Annotated in this window: 18 protein-coding genes; 9 read left to right on the plus strand and 9 right to left on the minus strand. The window is 32.8% G+C overall.

Going from position 1 to position 18,680, the window contains the following annotated elements; translation table 11 throughout:
• Window positions 1-53: 53 nt before the first annotated feature.
• Genes JS605_RS15010 through JS605_RS15025 form a run of 4 tightly spaced genes read right to left on the minus strand, consistent with a single transcriptional unit; the run spans window position 54 to window position 4,049 of the window.
• On the minus strand, window positions 54-1,130 hold the full coding sequence (locus JS605_RS15010; protein WP_203258541.1) for an AAA family ATPase: 1,077 nt from the start codon (window positions 1,128-1,130) through the stop codon (window positions 54-56).
• A 2-nt stretch (window positions 1,131-1,132) separates the two neighbouring features.
• Window positions 1,133-2,338, minus strand: a complete 1,206-nt coding sequence (locus JS605_RS15015; RefSeq protein ID WP_203258542.1) for a DUF4350 domain-containing protein — start codon at window positions 2,336-2,338, stop codon at window positions 1,133-1,135.
• Window positions 2,338-3,066 (minus strand): hypothetical protein, encoded by a 729-nt coding sequence (locus tag JS605_RS15020; protein WP_203258543.1) that lies wholly within the window; start codon window positions 3,064-3,066, stop codon window positions 2,338-2,340. Before JS605_RS15020 ends, JS605_RS15015 begins: the two co-directional genes overlap by 1 nt.
• Window positions 3,066-4,049 (minus strand): stage II sporulation protein M, encoded by a 984-nt coding sequence (locus tag JS605_RS15025; protein WP_203258544.1) that lies wholly within the window; start codon window positions 4,047-4,049, stop codon window positions 3,066-3,068. The genes JS605_RS15020 and JS605_RS15025 overlap by 1 nt, the downstream gene beginning before the upstream one ends.
• Window positions 4,050-4,073: 24 nt before the next feature.
• Here JS605_RS15025 and JS605_RS15030 point away from each other — a divergent pair, with 24 nt between their 5' ends.
• Together JS605_RS15030 and JS605_RS15035 are read left to right on the plus strand one after the other, a co-directional pair.
• Window positions 4,074-4,793: an RDD family protein gene (locus JS605_RS15030; RefSeq protein ID WP_203258545.1), complete on the plus strand. Its 720-nt coding sequence runs from the start codon at window positions 4,074-4,076 to the stop codon at window positions 4,791-4,793.
• Between the two features lie 107 nt (window positions 4,794-4,900).
• Entirely contained in the window at window positions 4,901-5,509 is a 609-nt protein-coding gene (locus JS605_RS15035; protein ID WP_203258546.1) for a trimeric intracellular cation channel family protein, read from the plus strand.
• A gap of 3 nt (window positions 5,510-5,512) precedes the next feature.
• On the opposite strand, the gene JS605_RS15040 is transcribed toward JS605_RS15035, so the two are convergent.
• On the minus strand, window positions 5,513-6,214 hold the full coding sequence (locus JS605_RS15040; RefSeq protein ID WP_203258547.1) for a peptidylprolyl isomerase: 702 nt from the start codon (window positions 6,212-6,214) through the stop codon (window positions 5,513-5,515).
• A 5-nt stretch (window positions 6,215-6,219) separates the two neighbouring features.
• Here JS605_RS15040 and JS605_RS15045 point away from each other — a divergent pair, with 5 nt between their 5' ends.
• The 3 genes from JS605_RS15045 (at window position 6,220) to JS605_RS15055 (ending at window position 9,329) form a co-directional block, all read left to right on the plus strand.
• On the plus strand, window positions 6,220-6,861 hold the full coding sequence (locus JS605_RS15045) for an NUDIX hydrolase (protein WP_203258548.1): 642 nt from the start codon (window positions 6,220-6,222) through the stop codon (window positions 6,859-6,861).
• Between the two features lie 49 nt (window positions 6,862-6,910).
• Window positions 6,911-7,708: a lysophospholipid acyltransferase family protein gene (locus tag JS605_RS15050; protein ID WP_203258549.1), complete on the plus strand. Its 798-nt coding sequence runs from the start codon at window positions 6,911-6,913 to the stop codon at window positions 7,706-7,708.
• 160 nt (window positions 7,709-7,868) lie between these two features.
• Window positions 7,869-9,329 (plus strand): PQQ-dependent sugar dehydrogenase, encoded by a 1,461-nt coding sequence (locus JS605_RS15055; protein ID WP_203258550.1) that lies wholly within the window; start codon window positions 7,869-7,871, stop codon window positions 9,327-9,329.
• Window positions 9,330-9,553: 224 nt separating this feature from the next.
• Here JS605_RS15055 and JS605_RS15060 read toward each other — a convergent pair whose 3' ends face one another.
• A complete protein-coding gene (locus JS605_RS15060; protein WP_203258551.1) occupies window positions 9,554-10,234 on the minus strand; it encodes an SIR2 family NAD-dependent protein deacylase in 681 nt (226 codons plus the stop codon).
• Window positions 10,235-10,416: 182 nt separating this feature from the next.
• On the opposite strand from JS605_RS15060, the gene JS605_RS15065 reads away from it, so the two are divergent.
• Window positions 10,417-11,079, plus strand: a complete 663-nt coding sequence (locus tag JS605_RS15065; RefSeq protein ID WP_203258552.1) for a TrmH family RNA methyltransferase — start codon at window positions 10,417-10,419, stop codon at window positions 11,077-11,079.
• A gap of 7 nt (window positions 11,080-11,086) precedes the next feature.
• Here JS605_RS15065 and JS605_RS15070 read toward each other — a convergent pair whose 3' ends face one another.
• The 3 genes from JS605_RS15070 to JS605_RS15080 form a co-directional block, all read right to left on the minus strand.
• The gene (locus tag JS605_RS15070; protein WP_203258553.1) at window positions 11,087-11,863 is read right to left on the minus strand and encodes a carboxypeptidase-like regulatory domain-containing protein; all 777 of its coding nucleotides are present in this window, start codon (window positions 11,861-11,863) and stop codon (window positions 11,087-11,089) included.
• 147 nt (window positions 11,864-12,010) lie between these two features.
• Entirely contained in the window at window positions 12,011-13,774 is a 1,764-nt protein-coding gene (locus tag JS605_RS15075) for a DEAD/DEAH box helicase (RefSeq protein WP_203258554.1), read from the minus strand.
• 244 nt (window positions 13,775-14,018) lie between these two features.
• Entirely contained in the window at window positions 14,019-14,675 is a 657-nt protein-coding gene (locus JS605_RS15080) for a porin family protein (protein WP_203258555.1), read from the minus strand.
• 145 nt (window positions 14,676-14,820) lie between these two features.
• On the opposite strand from JS605_RS15080, the gene mazG reads away from it, so the two are divergent.
• Genes mazG through JS605_RS15095 form a run of 3 tightly spaced genes read left to right on the plus strand, consistent with a single transcriptional unit; the run spans window position 14,821 to window position 18,680 of the window.
• Window positions 14,821-15,600, plus strand: coding sequence for a nucleoside triphosphate pyrophosphohydrolase (mazG, locus tag JS605_RS15085; protein WP_203258556.1), 780 nt, complete (start codon window positions 14,821-14,823; stop codon window positions 15,598-15,600).
• A gap of 37 nt (window positions 15,601-15,637) precedes the next feature.
• Complete coding sequence (locus tag JS605_RS15090) at window positions 15,638-17,212, plus strand: NAD(P)/FAD-dependent oxidoreductase (RefSeq protein WP_203258557.1); 1,575 nt, start codon at window positions 15,638-15,640, stop codon at window positions 17,210-17,212.
• Window positions 17,199-18,680 carry an ArnT family glycosyltransferase gene (locus JS605_RS15095; protein ID WP_203258558.1) on the plus strand — a complete coding sequence of 494 codons (1,482 nt, stop codon included), beginning with the start codon at window positions 17,199-17,201 and terminating at the stop codon, window positions 18,678-18,680. Before JS605_RS15090 ends, JS605_RS15095 begins: the two co-directional genes overlap by 14 nt.

An 18,680-nucleotide genomic window follows, 5' to 3' on the forward strand; every position in this document is an offset into this window, starting at 1 on the left:
ATTGATTATTACCGTTAACTGTTTACTGGGACTGCCTACTTAACACTACCAACTTACCTTGGAATTTCTACTGTTTCAATAATTTGTTGAATGATTTGTTTACTGGTTACTCCCTCCATTTCACGCTCTGGTGTTACAATTACTCTGTGGTGTAAAACAGGAACTACAGCACGTTTAATATCTTCTGGCGTTACAAAATCTCGTCCTGCCATGGCAGCAAATGCTTTACTGGCTTTTAACACTGAAATAGATGCTCTAGGGGATGCGCCTAAATATAAAAAGCGGTTGCTTCTCGTGGCTACAATTAATTCTGCTATGTATTTTAATAAATGTTTTTCAACTATTACTTTGCTTACAAGACTTTGGTATGTAGCTATTTGTTTTGCTGTTAAAAAGGAAGTAATCTGTTCTGTTTTTGTGTTTTCTTTTAGTTCATGTTCACGGGATAAAATTTCTATTTCTTCTTCAAGATTTGGATAATCTACATCAATCTTAAATAAAAATCTATCTAACTGCGCTTCTGGCAAACGGTAGGTGCCCTCTTGTTCTACAGGGTTTTGAGTGGCTAAAACCATAAACGGAATGTCTAATTTATATTTGTGTCCATCTATAGTAATTTGTTGTTCTTCCATTACCTCAAACAACGCTGCTTGTGTTTTAGCAGGCGCCCTGTTAATCTCATCTATCAATACCATATTGGAGAAAATAGGCCCTTTTTTAAATTCGAATTCAGAATCTTTTAAGTTAAAAACAGAAGTCCCTAAAATATCACTAGGCATTAAATCTGGTGTGAATTGAATGCGACTAAAATCTACACTTAACGATTTTGCTAATAGCTTTGCAGTTACGGTTTTTGCTACACCAGGAACCCCTTCAATTAAAGAATGCCCTTTTGCTAAAAGCGAAGCTATCAGCATGTCTACCATATCTTTTTGACCTACAATTACTTTTCCAACTTCTGCTTTTATTTTAGCAACGCTCTGTTGCAGTTCTGATAAATCCAATCGATTTTTAAATTCTAAGTCTTTAGATTCATCTTTTAAAGCACTGTCGTCTATAGACGAGACAACATCTTGCGCTGGTTTGGGTAAAAAATCTTCGTGGTTTTCTTGTGCTTTGTTTTCGTCCATAATTATTGTGCGTAAAAATCTTCTATAAATCTATTTAATTTTACGAGACTTTGCTCAGAAAGTTCGTCTTTTGTTCGCAACCATTTTATATAATTAATGAGTTGCTTTACATCTTCTTGTTTCCTACCAGCTTTACCTGACAGTTTTTCTATAAAATCTTCATCTAGAGTAGAAGTGTCTAAATTAAAATCTGTTCTCACTTTTTCTAAAAAGTAAGTTGCTTTTTTGTCTATTAAGTTTTTGTAATCTTTAGTTTCTATGTATAAATTAGAAATAGTTTTTACAAAAGCTAAAGAGGTGTTTTGTAGAGGTTTAATAATTTTAATAATACGTTGGCGGCGTTTGGCATTAAAAATCATGAATAAAATCATAAAAATAATAGCTGTATACCACGCCCAACGAAACGATAACTGGTCTAAAAACCAAGTTAAGTTAGATTCTTGTTCGGCATCTCCATAGGGTGTTTGTCTTTTGGAATAAGAATCAAAATACACATCATCATCTGGTAAATAGGATAAAGCACTTTCAACATATTGATATCTATCGTCTTTTAAAATATGATAATTTGTGAAGGCTTTAGGTTCGGTATGTAATAAAATGTTGCCCTCTCCAAAAGGCACTTTTATAAAATTAACACGTTTTTTATCGGTTTTAGAATGCCCTAAAATAGTATAGTTAATACTATCAAAACTCGAAAAAAAGTAGTCGCCCTCATTTTTATCTATTTTAATAGTATTTAAGTTTTTATTCTTAAAAGACAAATAAGATATACTATCATTCTTAGCGTTGTATTCAAAATCTACATCAATATCAAGGGTGTCATGAAGTTTTTCTGCAAAGTAATAATCGGAAATAAAAAGTGTATTACCAGTATCTACAAATTCTAGAAGCTTATTTACGGAGAAGTCCGTAAGATAGTCTGAGTTTCCTATGATAATATAGTTGCCTTTTGCTTCGTGATCACCATAACCATACTCAGAATTTGCTGTGAGATAACTAGAGGGTTGATGGTAAACAGTTCTTAATTTATAGTCTTTAAATAGTCTTGGTAGTTCTTTATAAAGTACACTAACACCATAGGGTTTGTTACTTTTTTCGTTAAAAGATTCTTCCCAATCTACGGTTCGGGTTCGTTTTACGTTAAATGTTAAGGCGATTACTACTATTAAAGCTATAATAACTAATATGACAGGTAAAAGTTTCTTCATTATTTTACCTGATTTAAAAGTGATGTAAAATTATCTTTAGCCTTAGAATATTGTAATTTTTCTAAGTTAAATTTACCATACCAGATATAGTTGTAGAGGTATGAAGCATACGAAAATCCTTTACTAAACGGTTTGTCCCTTATTTCATTTAAGTATTCTGCATTGGTTTTATCATCCTCAAATTTAATATGATTTTTTAGTGAAAGGGTTTTCAAGGTTAGAAGATAATAATAACGAATAGCGAGCCTGTAGTCATTACTGTCTTCAGCTTTTTTTATTAAAGCATGAATGTCTGCATGTTCGATGTTTTCTGCTGTAATTTCATCATGATGGTCTATAGACTTGTTTTTACCTTTAGCAAACAAGCCCGTACCACCTTCATTTAACAAAACATAGGCTAAATAAAGAACTGCACCAACAAGAATGAAAATAAATAACCACCCAAACGGACCAAGATTGATAACGACATTTTCAGAGTTATCCCGTTCTCTGGGTTTTACTTTTTCTTTTTCATAGTCTTTGTATTGCCCAGAACCAGGTCTTGTTTTATTAACTACTTTGGTACCTTCGTAGTTATATCTGTCACTAGAGTAGCGTTCTTTAAAATCATCTTCAAAACTACGATATACTTCAGGTTCTTGAGTAGTTGCCACAGGGTAACCCCATCCTTTATAGCTCAATAGTACAAGCATGAAAATCAATACAATGTTTACTGATTTTTGTTTCATTAAGCGACAGTAGATAAAAGGTTTTGAGTTATCTGTTTTTGTACTTTAAATGGGTATACCAAATAGTAGTAACTTATAATGGCCAGTGTAATTAGTATAATACCCACTGATAGCCAATTGGGCATAATATTAGAGTACCTAGTTATGAAGCCTTCTAGAAAACCGGCAGCAAACGTAAAAGGAAATGTGCTAATTAAAATTTTTATACCTGTTTTGGCGCCAGATTTAAATGACGTATAACGAGAGTGCGTTGCTGGAAATAGGATACTTGCACCTAAAATTAGGCCTGCAGCAGATTCTATAACTATGGCAAATATTTCCATAGCACCATGTATCCAAATACCTCGAACACTTTCCCAAAACACTTCTTTTTCATAGAAGAAATATTGAAAAGAACCAAGCATGATACAGTTTTTAAACATAACATACAGTGTTCCGATACCTAAAAAGACTCCAAGTACAAATGCAATAATCCCAACACGAAGATTATTTATGGTAATACCTATAAAACTCCCCCAATTACTGCCACTTTTGTATACAGCAACAGGGTCGCCAGCTTCAATATTTGCTATGGTTTGGTCAACATAATTATCGCCAACAACTGATCTTAGAAATTCTGCATTATTAGCTGCGGAAATTACTCCAATTAACGTGAAAACTGTAAAAATTATAAAAGCTACATAAATAAATTTACGGTATTGGTAGCAAATTAAAGGTACTTCTGTTTTCCAAAATCCGATAATTCTGTTAGTGTCTTGTCGTTTTGTCTTGTATATTTTTTGAAATGCTTTAGCTGCTAGCTGATTTAAATAGGTAATTACCTTACTTTTAGGGTAGTAGGTTTGTGCGTATGCTAAATCGTTTACAAGTTGAATGTAGTTTGAAGCAAGTTCGTCAGGGTCTTTAAAATCATTATTAAAAATAGCAGTCTCAAAACTCAACCATTTTTCTTTATTTTGCTTAATAAATGCAACTTCTCTCATATACGAGATAAATTAAAATATAAAATGTCAGAGTTACAAATTAACACGACGCAAAATGTAAAAATAAAGTTTACCGCTGCTGGAGTTGGAGAACGATTGGTTGCTTTTATTATTGATACAGCCATAAAAATTGGCTACTTACTTATTTTGAATAAAGTTTTTGGAGTATTTGAGGGAATGGATGAGTGGTCACAAATAGGTATTAACACTGTATTGAGTTTCCCTGTGATGTTTTATACATTGGCTTTAGAGACCTATATGGATGGACAAACCCTTGGGAAGAGGGCTTTAAAAATTAGGGTAGTAAAAATTGATGGGTTTCAAGCTACATTTTCAGACTATGTAGTACGATGGTTTTTTAGGATAGTAGATGTTTGGATATTTGGCATTGGTTTTTTTGTAATTATTTTTAGTAAAAAGCTACAACGCATTGGAGATATGGCAGCTGGAACGGGAGTAATTAGCTTAAAGGATAAGGTAAATATAAATCATACCATTTTAGAGCAATTAAGAACAAATTATAGGCCTACATACCCTAATGTTATTAAGCTTTCTGATAATGATGCACGTATTATCAAAGATACATTTACAAGGGCTAGAGCGGCTAAAGATTATTCAACTTTAATAAAGCTTAGAACTAAGCTTATTGAGGTTGTAGGTATTAAAGAGGTAAAGCAAAGTAGCGATATTGAGTTTATAGATGTAATTTTAAAAGATTATAATTTTTATACCCAAGATATGTAAGCAGAGAGCCATTATTCAAGCCAATGCAATTGGCTTGAATAGCATGCGAATCGCTTATCACGCCTTTGGCGTGATCTCAAAAAGTAACGCCATAATAATAAATTACAATGTTTTACACTTTAGACATATTAGGAACCATTGCTTTTGCCATATCTGGTGTATTGGTTGCTTTCCACAAGAAAATGGATGTGTTTGGTATACTTATTATTGCATTTGTTACTGCTGTTGGTGGTGGTACGCTTAGGGATTTATTAATTGGAAATACACCTGTAAGTTGGATGTTAGATATGAATTATACGTATGCTATTCTGACTTCTGCTGTTTTTGCCATAATTTTTAGAAAAAAAATAAATTACTTGAGAACTTCTTTGTTTTTATTTGATACCATTGGTATTGGTTTATATACTGTAGTTGGTATTGAGAAAGGATTAAATGCTAATTTACATCCAATTATTTGTATTGCTTTAGGGACTATGACGGCTAGTTTTGGAGGTGTAATACGTGATATTTTGTGTAATGAAATTCCTGTGATTTTTAGAAAAGAAATTTATGCTACTGCATGTATTTTAGGTGGTTTAGCATATTTTGTTTTAATAGAATTCCCAATAAAGACGGATTTTGTGTTTATAATTTCTGGCTTGGTAGTAATTGTATGTAGGTTACTTGCTGTGAAATTTAAAATAATGTTACCAAATATTTATCATGAGGAGAAGTAATATTTATTCTAAAATTTCTACACTTTTAATATAAACATTTTTAAGGGGCCAGTCTGCTTCATCGGTTTTCACTGCAGCAATTTTATCTACAACATCCATTCCTTTTGTTACTTTACCAAAAACAGTGTAGTCGCCATTTAAATGATGTGCACCACCGTTTTGTTGTACTATAAAAAACTGATAAGGGGATGCTAATTTGTGTGGGTTCTCTATATCACTACTAGGCATGGAAATAGTACCACGATCGTGTTTAAAACCACGATTGGTATCTCTGGGCAGTAAATATTTTCCAATCTTTCTACGCTTAATAGCGGTTGCCATATCGTCGCCATTACCGCCTTGTATCATAAAATTATTAATCACTCTAAAAAACTGGGTATCATTAAAATAGTTTCGTTTTGTAAGATAGATAAAGTTAGAACGGTGAAATTTAGTTTCCTCAAATAATAAGATATCAATATCTCCAAAGTCTGTGCTAATTCTTACCTTGTTTTCTTTGTGATGTTTATCGTATTGTAAGAAGAATTCCATGGCAGTAGGACTATCTAAAACAGGATATTCTTGAGTTTTTGTAGTATCAGTTTTTATTTTACCCTTTTCTACCGCTATGGTATCTTTAGGTTGTAAAGAATGCTTCTCTTTAGATTGTTTATCTTCACAGTTGAATAAAAAACAACACATCATTAAAAACAATACAATGCGCATAAAGAATGAGATTTAATGAATTTTTAAAACTGATTCCAAAAATAAAAAATATAGAGCTACCTGCCGAATCTTCACATTTTAAAATGGTACCACCAACAAGAAAGGCTTTTGCAAAGTATTCTGAGGCACAGTTAAAAAAAGCCAAACGTGCTGGAGTTTTGACATTATTTTATCCTAATGATATAAATGAAACATATTTTGTGCTTATGTTGCGAAAAACCTATAAAGGCGTGCATTCTGCCCAAGTGTCTTTCCCTGGGGGAAAGTTGGAACCTGATGACGAAAATATAGAGGAAACTGCCTTAAGAGAAACATTTGAGGAAGTTGGTGTACCAATATCAGATATTGAAGTGATAAGACCATTATCTCAAGTGTATATACCACCAAGTAATTTTTGTGTACAGCCTTTTGTTGGTATTTTAGATAAACCTCCTGTTTTTAAAAAAGAGGAAAGTGAAGTTGAACAAATAATTGAAGTAAAATTATCTGATTTAATGAATGATGATAGCCTTACTAAAACTACAATAAAAACTTCATATAGTATTGGTATAGAGGTGCCCGCATTTGTTCTTAATGAGTTTATTGTTTGGGGAGCTACAGCTATGATGTTAAGTGAGGTTAAAGATGTGCTTACAAAATTGACATAGATAATAGTTTTATTACCTTTGCCGTCCAACCCTAACAAGATAACAGTACATGGGATTATTTAAAAAAAATCCTTTCGGACATATACTTTTCTTAAAACTATGGCTCATTCGTATTTTAGGAGCGATGACGCACAGACGTTTTAGAGGATTTAATGAACTACAAATAGAGGGCTCGGAAATCATAAAAAATCTTCCAGATAAAAATGTGCTTTTTATATCAAATCATCAAACGTATTTCGCTGATGTTGTGGCTATGTTCCATGTATTTAACGCTAGTTTAAGTGGGCGTACAGATTCTATAAAAAATATTGGATACCTGTGGAACCCAAAACTCAATATTTATTATGTTGCTGCTAAGGAAACCATGAAAGCTGGTTTGCTTCCTAAAATTCTGGCGTATGTAGGTTCTGTAAGTATAGAGCGTACATGGCGTTCTGAAGGTAAAGATGTACAGCGACAGGTTAAAATGAGTGATATTTCTAATATAGGGAAAGCTTTAGATGATGGTTGGGTAATTACTTTTCCGCAAGGCACTACAACACCATTTAAGCCTATAAGAAAAGGTACTGCACATATTATAAAGCGCTATAAACCTATGGTTGTACCTATTGTTATAGATGGTTTTAGACGTTCGTTCGATAAGAAAGGGCTTCGTATAAAAAAGAAAAACATACTACAAAGTATGGAAATAAAAGCACCTTTAGAGATTGATTACGATAATGAAACTACCGATGAAATTGTAAAGAAAATAGAATTTGCTATTGAGCAGCATCCATCTTTCCTAAAAGTTATTCCTGAAAAAGAGTTGAAAGCTCAGCTTGAATTAGATAAGCTACGAGAGTGGTAGTCTTTTTTTAACTAAAAACTACTATAGTATTTTGACTTGCAATAATTTAACAATAAAATTCGTTATATTAGTATTGCAAAACTATTAGATAACTAGTCGTATAAACTTGTGTTTTTAGGACTTATATTAGAGCTTACGGCAACCCCAAAACCTATCTGCTATGAAATATCTTAACCATTTAAAATTAGCTTTTTTAAGTGTTCTCCTCATCACTTTTGTGTTTAATTGCTCCAATCAAACAGAGACTACTGTTCAAGATGATATCCAAGAAGAAGAGGAAGAAGTAGTAGCTGATTTAACTAAAGCAGCTATAAATTATACAAACCATTGTGGTGGTTGTCATGGACAGAAATTTGAGTCTTTTATAGAAAGGCAATGGTTATATGGTAATGCCTCTGTAGATATTGCTAACTCCATTACTGTTGGATATGAATCCAATGGTATGCCTGCTTACGAAAACACGTTTTCTCCACAAGAAATAAAGGATTTGGCTGATTATATTCTTCAAGAAATTGAAGGGAAAACCAAAGCTGATATTGAGGTTGAAAACCCTAACCTTTCAGGTACTATAGAATCAGACGATCTTATTTTTAGATTAGAAACCATAACAAATCAAATTGACGGTGTGCCTTGGGGTATGGTACAGCTACCAAACGGAGATTTTTTAGTTACACAACGAGAAGGAAACCTTTTTAGAGTTACCAGCAAAGGTGTAATATCAGAAATTAGTGGTACTCCCAATGTTGTTGCACAAGGTCAAGGCGGTTTACTAGATGTAATGTTGCATCCTGATTTTGAGAACAATACTTATATCTATTTGTCTTATTCTAGCCCAAACCCAAATAACTCCAATCAAAGAACAACAGCTGTAGCGCGTGGACGTTTGTCTGGCAATACTTTAGAAGGGGTTCAGGAAATTTTTACTGCCTTACCATACCTTACTAGTGGAAACCATTTTGGTTCAAGATTGGTATTTGATAATGCAGGTTACCTCTATGTAACAGTTGGAGATCGTGGTAATAGAGATACGTATCCTCAAGCTCTAGATAATGGTGTAGGCAAGGTGCATAGGTTAATGGATGATGGTACTGTGCCAACTGATAATCCTTTTTACAATATGCAAGATCACGAATGGTCTGTTTTTAGCTATGGGGTAAGAAACCCTCAAGGTTTAACAAAACATCCCGTTACTGGTGCTATTTGGGAGGGAGAGCATGGTCCTCAAGGAGGCGATGAAATTAATATTTTGGATTCTGGAAATAACTATGGTTGGCCCACAATTACTTACGGTATTAATTATAATGGTACACCTATTACAGATCAAACTGAAATGGCGGGAATGGAACAACCAATTCACTATTGGGTGCCTTCAATTGCGCCTTGTGGTATGGATTTTTTGTCTGGTAATTTTTATGGCAAATGGCAAAATGACCTTTTTGTAGGATCCTTAAAATTTAGGTATTTACACCGTTTAAAAATGGATGGAAATGTAGTTACTGGTCATGAAGAATTGCTAAACGATATTGGTCGCGTTAGAGACGTGCATATGGGTAAAGATGGCTACATGTATGTTCTAGTTGAAGGTCCAGGAAGACTTATAAGACTTGTGCCAGAGCAATAATAATATTTTTATGATGTTTTGGGCGTTACCCACAAGGGGTCAGGCTTTCCGTTATATCTTTTTTAAAGAATACATCATTATTGGGAGCTGTAAGTGCTAACCTCAATGATATGAGTTCTAAATAAACTTTGGTTTTCAAAATTTAAAAAAGGATGCCACTCCAATCCTTAACGCAGATTCGGTGCTATATTCCCATGAGGTTTTATATATGTATATTGGAAGTATTAATTCAATAATCTAATAAACTCTTGCATACCAACTGTGGCTGTTTTAGCAATTACAGTAATACGGTTGTTACTCTCAATATTGGGTTTTGGATCAATAAAATAAATAGGAGTATTGCTTGGTGCATAATGCATTAATCCAGCAGCAGGATACACTTGCATAGATGTCCCAACAATTAATAAAATATCTGCTGTTTCACAAATTTGAGCAGCCTTTTCAATAAGTGGGACATCCTCTCCAAACCAAACAATGTGTGGGCGTAATTGATATCCTTTTTTGCAAAGGTCGCCTAAAACCAAATCGGTTTTCCATTCTTGTATATCATTTGCATCAAAGGTGCTACGTACTTTTAATAATTCGCCATGTAAGTGTATTACATTTGTGCTGCCAGCACGTTCATGCAAGTCATCAACATTTTGTGTAATTATAGTTACGTTATGTTCGTTTTCCAATTTAGCAATGTCTATATGTGCAGCATTTGGGGAAACTTCAAACAGCTGTCGTCGCCGTTGATTATAAAAATCTAAAACTAATTCTGGATTTTTTACAAACCCTTCAGGAGTTGCTACTTCCATAACATCATGCCCTTCCCATAAGCCGTTTTCATCTCTAAACGTCTTTACGCCACTTTCAGCACTCATACCAGCGCCGGTAAGTATAACTATATGTTTTTTCTTCATATTACTTTTCTATAGACTACATAACTTAAAGTATGCTAAAGCTACTAAAATATTTTTTTCATCAACCTTTAAAAAATCTATAATATTTGTTTTTAGTAGAATTATAATTAACAATAAAAACACCAATTATAGGCATCACGTGTTAAATTGTATCTTTATCCTATTAAATATTGTTGAATTACATGATAGACCGAGATTTACTGCATCATTTAGAAGGGTATTTAACCGAAAATAGAAGAAATAAATTTGCAAAAGTACTTGCCCAGCGTACAAAGCATTTTACAGTAGCTATTGAGGATGTATACCAATTGCATAATACTAGTGCTGTGATAAGAAGCTGTGATGTGTTTGGGATACAAGACGTTAATATTATAGAAGAGCAAAATACCAAACGCATAGATAGAGAAATAGCCATGGGAGCTCAGAAGTGGGTAGATTTAAATAGGTATAATTCTGTAAAGTCTTGTATTACTGATTTGAAACAAAATGGCTATCAAATAGTAGCTACAACACCTCATATAAACGATTGTGATTTACAAGATTTTGATGTAACCAAAAAGTCCTGTATTTTTTTCGGTCGTGAAACCGAAGGCTTATCAGATGAGGTTTTAAATGCAGCCGATAGTTATTTAAAAATACCTATGGTAGGTTTTACAGAGAGTTTAAATATATCAGTATCTGCTGCTATTATATTGCAGCATATTACAAGTAAGCTAAAAAGCACTAATTTACCTTGGCAATTATCTGAAAATGAACAGTTAGTAAAGCGAATTGATTGGTGTAAAAAAACGATTAAGAGCTTTGATGAGATTGTAGAGCGGTTTCATCACACTAAAAATATATAACTTCATACTAAATACGGTCTTTTCGCCTATTACTTAGTAATTTGTACTCTTCGTAGCATTCGCTTATGGCATCCAGTATTTGCAAGTCATTGGCTGTTTGAATAAAGCCTTTAGAATAGTTACACTGACTCACTATTTCATCAAGATCTACACGTTCAACTTTTAAAAGCGCTGTTAACATTTCTCTGTCAAAACGAGAGGCGAGTAAATTACGTATTTCATCATCCTGCTTCATCTGCTTGAGCTTTCTAAGCTCATTAGGCTTTTTACCAAACATACGGTGTAAAAAGTCAGCCGGGTTAAAAATTGAACCGATAACCTTGGTTAATCCAGATTTTTTACCAGCCTCATAACCTTTAGATAAACCAGCAATTTGATAACGGTAATTATCATTTATTTGCGGAACTTGTTTAATGTCAACCTCTAAATACCCTGTGAGTTTTAGTTGATTTACTACAACCTCTTCTAAAGCCAAAGCCAGTTCTGTCAATTCTATGGTAGAACTTCCATATTTTAACCAGTCGTTGGTAACCCTAACTTTTATAGATTTAAAACCAATATACGAGAAGTGTAAAGTATCATTAACTTTGGCAGTAATGGCAAATTCCCCTTTATTGTTAGTTGTTGTACCCTTAACTTGGTTTAGGTTAACGATATTAACGCTTTCAAGAGGCTTGTCATCTGCTGCATTTACCACAACACCAATGGCTTTAGTATCAGCTTCCTGAGCCATGGCAAGGTTGCTGACAAAAAGTAATATGATGATACTTAAAATACGTTTCATGAGTGGCGTAATCACAGTTATGAGATGTTAAAAATACTAAACAAAACCCTAACATGTTGGTGTTATGGTTTTAATTTGACTAAAAATTAACAAAAAGCATACCTAAATGGTAGTTTTGTGTTGTTAGTCGATTAGCCCACAAAAAACTTATCTTCTGGAACGTCTAGGTCTGGAACTGGCAAAATCTCCTCCAGACTTAGAGCGTCTAGATTTTGATTTATTATCGCGTTTGCGATCATCTTTTCTGCTGCCAGAACTAAAGTTTCCTTTTCTGTCATCTCTACGTCTGCCTCTGTTTCGGTCACGCTTTCTACCTCGTCCACGATTTTCGGAAATCTCTACATTTACAAAACGTCCGTTATATTTAAAGTCAGTAAAAAATCCAAGTATTTTCTCTTGCAGTTCTTTTTCTGTATTAAAAAATGAAAACGTATCCTTTGCTTCCACCTTAAACACATCATCTTGTCCCAATTCTAACACTTCTTTTAGAAAGTCCTTCAAGCTCATCCAGTCAAACCCATCTTTCTTTCCAACATTAATAAAGTAACGAACAGAATTTCCAGAATCCTTATGATCGTCGTTAGATGTAGAAATATTTAAGTCTAAAGCTTTTTGGTAATAATTATAAAACCTAGAAAACTCAACAGAGAAGAATTTTTTAATCAATTCATCTTTACTTGTATCTTCAAATAAAGCATTAATATCCCCTAAATAGGTGTCAATATCATGATTAACCTCAGTATGGTGTACTTTTTTGGCAAGGGACATTAATTGCACCTCGCAAATTTGCATTCCATTAGGGATGTCTTTCTTTTCAAACTGTCTCTTAATAATACGTTCTATACCCTTAATTTTCCGTACTTCACTTTTAGAAACAATAACCATAGAAACCCCAGTTTTTCCTGCACGACCTGTTCGTCCAGAGCGATGTGTATAGGTTTCAATCTCATCAGGTAATTGATAATTAATCACATGAGTAATATCGTCAACATCAATTCCACGAGCAGCTACATCTGTGGCAACTAACATTTGTATTTGCTTATTTCTAAAGGATTTCATAACCAAATCTCGCTGATTCTGACTTAAATCACCGTGCAATGCTCCAGCACTGTACCCATCTTCAATCAAACGCTCAGCTACTTTTTGGGTATCGCGCTTAGTTCTACAAAAAATTACAGAAAAAATATCAGGGTTAGCATCAGCTAAACGTTTTAAAGCTTGGTAACGGTCTCTTGCATTAACAAGGTAATATTCATGTGATACTTGGCTAGTACTTTCATTTTTACGCCCTACGGTAATCTCTTGAGGGTCATACATAAAGTTCTTAGCAATTGCAGCTACTTCACGTGGCATAGTAGCCGAGAATAACCATGTGTTTTTGTCTTCAGGAGTGTGCGATAAAATAGAAGTAATATCCTCTTTAAATCCCATATTTAACATCTCGTCTGCCTCATCTAAAACCGAATATCCAATTTTAGAAATATCTACCAAACGTCTGTTAATCATATCTTTCATACGTCCAGGAGTGGCTACAATAATTTGGGCACCACGTTTTATCTCTCTAGCTTGTTCTGTAATACTCGCGCCACCATAAACAGCAACTACATTTAAACCTTTACAGTATTTACCATAAAGCTTCATTTCGTTAGTAATTTGCAGGCAAAGCTCTCTGGTAGGTGATAAAATTAACCCCTGTGTTGTACGACTGCTAACATCGATTTTTTGAAGCATAGGAAAACCAAATGCCGCAGTTTTACCCGTTCCAGTTTGTGCTAACGCGACTAAATCAGTTTCGGAATTTAATAAAATGGGGATGGCTTTCTCTTGGACCTCGCTAGGTGTTTCAAAACCTAAATCAGTAATAGCTTGTAATAGGTCGTTATTTAGACCTAAATCTTGGAATGTGCTCATGTGTATTATGTATGCGATTTTATTATGCAGTGTTGCATAAGAAGCGCATCGACATACGTAACCTAAACTTCTAGCAACACATCCTCACCCTGAGGATTTTAAGCGGCAAAGATACACTAATAATTTAGATTACTGGTTTTTGGTATTTAAGATGAGTATTTTACCACATTCTAAAATATTGGCCTTTGTTTGGGACGTAGAAGGTTGAGTTTAACGGTTTTTTAAGTATAAGAATTAGAGTGGTTTAGTAGTTATATTCTAATCCTAAACTAAATACAGATGATTTAATAGTATTATTTCGTTCAATTAATCCAAAAAAGTATCTTGTATTCATACTAATTTTTTCTGTAAGCTTAAATCCAATTCCAAATGTAAATCCAAAGTCAAATTTATCATAATTAAAATCAACTGGTTCAGTAGGTGTTCCAGAAATATCAACAAATGGGTCTTTAGTAATTTTCTCTTTTCGATTTATTATGTATCCAAATTGTGGACCACCTTCGAGATAAAAATTTTCGCTAACAATATACTGTGCAACAATTGGGATTATAATTGTAGATTCATTAATGTTAGATTCAAAGTCAACGAATATTGAGTTGAAGTTATTTGAATCAGTAATTTCAATATTTTCATTTACGAATTTTGAACCTTGTATTGCAAAAATGAGTTCTGGTTGAATTCTAAAATCATTCGATATTTCAAAGCTTAAAAAACCACCAAGATAAAAACCAAATTTTCTGTCATAGCGCACATCTTCAATTCCAGGAATTATATATCTCGGTGTGTAAGATGAATAATTTGCTCCAGTTTTAAAGCCTATTGTCATTTCATTATTTTGCGCTTTTGCATTATTATTGAATACTAAAAAAAGAAATACTACTAAAAAAAGATGTTTATTCATAATTTGGTAATTATTTGTAACTCTTATATATAGTGTAAACAGTTTACTATTTGTGCCTATAAATCTAACAATTTAAATCAATTTTTAAGACTAAATTATACCTTATCACACATAATCAAATTGTATTTTTACCAAAATATCTTATATGAATTCTAGACAAGATCAACTCAAAGCTTTTGATAGATTGCTAACCATTATGGATGAGTTAAGGGAACAATGCCCATGGGATAAAATGCAAACTATGGAAACTTTACGGCACCTTACCATTGAAGAAACTTATGAATTAGGCGATGCTATTTTAGATAAGGATTTAGAAGAAGTTAAAAAAGAGTTAGGAGATGTATTACTACATATTGTATTTTATTCTAAAATAGGGAGTGAGACCAATGATTTTGATATAGCCGATGTATGCCATGCCATATGTGAAAAATTAATTAATAGGCATCCGCATATTTATGGAGATGTGGCTGTCGATAACGAAGATGATGTAAAACGTAATTGGGAAAATATAAAACTAAAAGAAGGTAAAAAAAGTGTTTTAGAAGGTGTACCGAAAAGTTTACCAGCTCTAGTAAAAGCAAATCGCATTCAAGAAAAAGTAGCAGGCGTTGGTTTTGATTGGGAACGACCAGAACAAGTTTGGGAAAAAGTACAAGAAGAACTAAATGAGCTAAATACCGAAATTAAAATGGGTAACTCAGATAATATAGAAAGCGAGTTTGGAGATGTATTGTTTTCTATGGTAAACTATGCTAGGTTTTTAAATGTAAACCCAGAGAATGCTTTAGAACGAACTAATAAAAAATTCTCAAAACGATTTCAGTATCTAGAAGAAAAAGCAAAAGAATTAAATAAATCGCTAACAGACATGACACTTGCTGAAATGGATGTATTTTGGGAGGAAGCTAAAGGGCAGTTTAAATAAAAATACTATATGATTTGTAATTATAAAGAGTAAGAAGTTGCAACAAGAAGATATGAACAAATATGCTATAATAATTGGAGCAGGACCAGCTGGGCTTACTGCAGCTTATGAATTTTTGACTAAAACAGATATTGTTCCTATCGTTTTGGAAAAGACTGATAAAATAGGAGGGATTTCAAGAACCGAGGTATATAAGGGAAATAGAATTGATATCGGAGGTCATCGGTTTTTTTCCAAGTCTGACACTGTTATGGATTGGTGGCGAAATATTCTACCTGTCCAAGGATTTCCATCAAAAGATGAAATTGCCAACACAAAAAAGAATAATAAATCAAAATTTAAAAAAGGAGGTCCAGACCCAGAAAAGGAAGATTTAGTAATGCTAATAAGATCACGATTATCCAGAATCTTTTTTTTAAGAAAGTTTTTTGATTACCCGATAGCAATAAACTGGGAGACGCTATCTTCACTAGGGTTTAAGAAAATTATAAAGATTGGATGGACTTATCTACAAATACGATTTTTTCCAATTAAGAATATCCAAAACTTAGAACAATTTTTTATTAGTAGATTTGGAAAAGAACTCTACGAGACGTTTTTTAAGGATTATACAGAAAAGGTATGGGGCGTCCCTTGTTCTCAAATTGATGCAAATTGGGGGTCTCAACGTATTAAAAAGCTTTCTATCTCTCGAACCATTATTCATTTTGTAAAATCTCTTTTTACAAGTAATCAGTCTATTGATCAGAAAAAATTAGATACAAGTTTAATTGAGCAATTTATGTATCCTAAGTTAGGTCCTGGACAAATGTGGGAGACTGTCGCTAAACTAGTAAAAGAAAAAGGAGGTCAGGTAATAATTAATGCTGAAGTTATTGGGATACAACTTACTGATGGATTGATAAACAGTGTATCCTACAAAGATATTTCTAGCAATAAAGACACAACTGTAAAAGGGAGTTATTTTTTCTCTTCAATGCCTGTAAAACATTTAATTAGAAGTATGTCTAGCACGGTAGTCCCTAATAATGTAAAGAGAGTTAGTGAAGGTTTGGTGTATAGAGATTTTATTACTGTTGGGTTGCTTCTTAAGAATTTAAAAATAGGAGATCGAGAGAACCTTATTAAAGATAACTGGATATATATTCAAGAAAAAGAAGTTAAGGTTGGTAGGTTACAAATATTTAATAATTGGTCTCCATACTTGGTTGCACAACCAGATAATGTTTGGATAGGACTTGAGTATTTCTCTAATGTAGGAGATGAGCTGTGGCGTATGGAGGATGCAAAATTTATTGAATTTGCAATTGATGAATTAGTTTCCATAGATATTATCCAAAGAGATGCCGTTCTTGATAGTACAATCATCAAGATGCCTAAAGCTTATCCTGCTTATTTTGGGACTTATAATGAATTTGATAAAATAAGAGATTTTACTGATAAAATCGAAAATTTATTTTTAATAGGAAGAAATGGCATGCATAAGTATAATAACCAAGACCACTCTATGATGACAGCTATAACAGCTGTAAACAATATTAAAAATAACATTAAGAGTAAAGCTAATATATGGGATATTAACTTGGAAAAAGAGTACCATGAGGAAAAATAAGTATGAAAATATACTCTTTTCTCCACTGTGTATTGGCACAGGATTATTTTTGATTTTAGTTGTAATTGCGTTATACCCATATTTACTGTATGATGAAATTATCTGGGCTTATATTGGGAGAATATGGGAAGAGAATGGATTGGCTCCCTATAAAAACGCTGTAGAAAATAAAACTCCAGGAATTTATTTTTTAAATGCATTAAATAGTTTTTTGTTTCATGGGAATGCGCTTTCTATCAGGCTTTTTGGTGCAGTTTGTATTATTGGGACTTCCTACTTATTATATCTTTTAGGAAAACTATTAGATAGTAAGTTATGCGGGGTTTTATGTATGTGTATATACGGGTTGATGATAAGTTGGCATGTAATGGATGGTCTTGCACTTTCTTACACAGAGGTTTTTATGTCTTTGTTTACTGTAGCTTCATTTTATATTATTTTTAAGTATAAAAATATAAGTGCAAATATATATTACTTACTACTCGCTGGGATTTTTATTGGAAGTTCTATTGTTTTTAAGCAAATAGCAATTTTAAGCCTGATAGCTCTAATTGTTATCGTTTTTCTAATCAATAAAGAACAATCATTTAAGAGTAGGTTTTTAGATATTGGTACTCTTATACTAGGTGCTTTTATAATAAACATAATTTGTTATTTGGTTTTATATTTAAATGGGGTATCGGTAAGAGAATATCTAGAAGGTGCTTGGAGTATTTTATTTAATCAAGGGTCGGGGCAAGGTTTTAATGAGTTACGTTTTAGTAGGTTTTTTGATGTTTTTTTTACCACAAGATTCTTATGTATTTATCCATTTATTTTTCTTTTTTGGATAGATAGGAAATTATACAACAGAGAACTATTAATGCTTCTTCTAGTATGGCTTTTCTTTGATTTTTTAGGGGCAAATCTATCAGGAAATTACTATGGGCACCAGTTAAAACAAATGTTGCCAGTACTTTCAATTTTATTGGCTTTAGTGTTTTGTAGATTGAAGGTTAGGCTAAACCACATCAAAAAGCTAAAAGGATTACATAGTTTTAAATTTATGATTTTAGTGGTTATCTATTTTTTTCCATACTACCAAATAGCCAAAATAGGAAAGTCATTTTTAGATTATCCAAATGCTCCATATGTTGATATGCAAGGTTGGATTGAGAATAACTCTTCTAAAAGAGATAATATATTCTTGTTAGGTGGCGATATTAGTTTGATGCACGCGTTATATGAATCAAATAGGGTATCTTCTAGTAAATTCTTTAATTTAATGTTTGTAAAGAGTTTTAAGGAACAACGTGTTATTATGGATGATTTATTGAATCGTCCTCCATTATTTATATTAAAACTAAAAGAGAATAGTGAGGTTGTATCAATTTATGGTAATACTATCTATGCTTATTTTGTTGAAAATTATTATTTAGAAAAAGTTACAGGTAATGTGGAAATTTATAAAAAAAAGGTAGTGCAATAA

It is taken from the genome of Hyunsoonleella ulvae (assembly GCF_016827605.1).
Taxonomy (GTDB): Bacteria; Bacteroidota; Bacteroidia; order Flavobacteriales; family Flavobacteriaceae; genus Jejuia; species Jejuia ulvae.

Bases quoted from the DNA above. Each gene is read 5' to 3' on its own strand.
- JS605_RS15055 (WP_203258550.1), top strand. From the start codon at position 7,869: ATGAAATATCTTAACCATTTAAAATTAGCTTTTTTAAGTGTTCTCCTC.
- JS605_RS15080 (WP_203258555.1), bottom strand. From the start codon at position 14,675: ATGAATAAACATCTTTTTTTAGTAGTATTTCTTTTTTTAGTATTCAAT.
- JS605_RS15060 (WP_203258551.1), bottom strand. From the start codon at position 10,234: ATGAAGAAAAAACATATAGTTATACTTACCGGCGCTGGTATGAGTGCT.
- JS605_RS15035 (WP_203258546.1), top strand. From the start codon at position 4,901: ATGTTTTACACTTTAGACATATTAGGAACCATTGCTTTTGCCATATCT.
- JS605_RS15075 (WP_203258554.1), bottom strand. From the start codon at position 13,774: ATGAGCACATTCCAAGATTTAGGTCTAAATAACGACCTATTACAAGCT.
- JS605_RS15065 (WP_203258552.1), top strand. From the start codon at position 10,417: ATGATAGACCGAGATTTACTGCATCATTTAGAAGGGTATTTAACCGAA.
- JS605_RS15030 (WP_203258545.1), top strand. From the start codon at position 4,074: ATGTCAGAGTTACAAATTAACACGACGCAAAATGTAAAAATAAAGTTT.
- JS605_RS15045 (WP_203258548.1), top strand. From the start codon at position 6,220: ATGAGATTTAATGAATTTTTAAAACTGATTCCAAAAATAAAAAATATA.
- JS605_RS15020 (WP_203258543.1), bottom strand. From the start codon at position 3,066: ATGAAACAAAAATCAGTAAACATTGTATTGATTTTCATGCTTGTACTA.
- JS605_RS15015 (WP_203258542.1), bottom strand. From the start codon at position 2,338: ATGAAGAAACTTTTACCTGTCATATTAGTTATTATAGCTTTAATAGTA.
- JS605_RS15095 (WP_203258558.1), top strand. From the start codon at position 17,199: ATGAGGAAAAATAAGTATGAAAATATACTCTTTTCTCCACTGTGTATT.
- JS605_RS15050 (WP_203258549.1), top strand. From the start codon at position 6,911: ATGGGATTATTTAAAAAAAATCCTTTCGGACATATACTTTTCTTAAAA.
- JS605_RS15040 (WP_203258547.1), bottom strand. From the start codon at position 6,214: ATGCGCATTGTATTGTTTTTAATGATGTGTTGTTTTTTATTCAACTGT.
- JS605_RS15025 (WP_203258544.1), bottom strand. From the start codon at position 4,049: ATGAGAGAAGTTGCATTTATTAAGCAAAATAAAGAAAAATGGTTGAGT.
- JS605_RS15070 (WP_203258553.1), bottom strand. From the start codon at position 11,863: ATGAAACGTATTTTAAGTATCATCATATTACTTTTTGTCAGCAACCTT.
- mazG (WP_203258556.1), top strand. From the start codon at position 14,821: ATGAATTCTAGACAAGATCAACTCAAAGCTTTTGATAGATTGCTAACC.
- JS605_RS15010 (WP_203258541.1), bottom strand. From the start codon at position 1,130: ATGGACGAAAACAAAGCACAAGAAAACCACGAAGATTTTTTACCCAAA.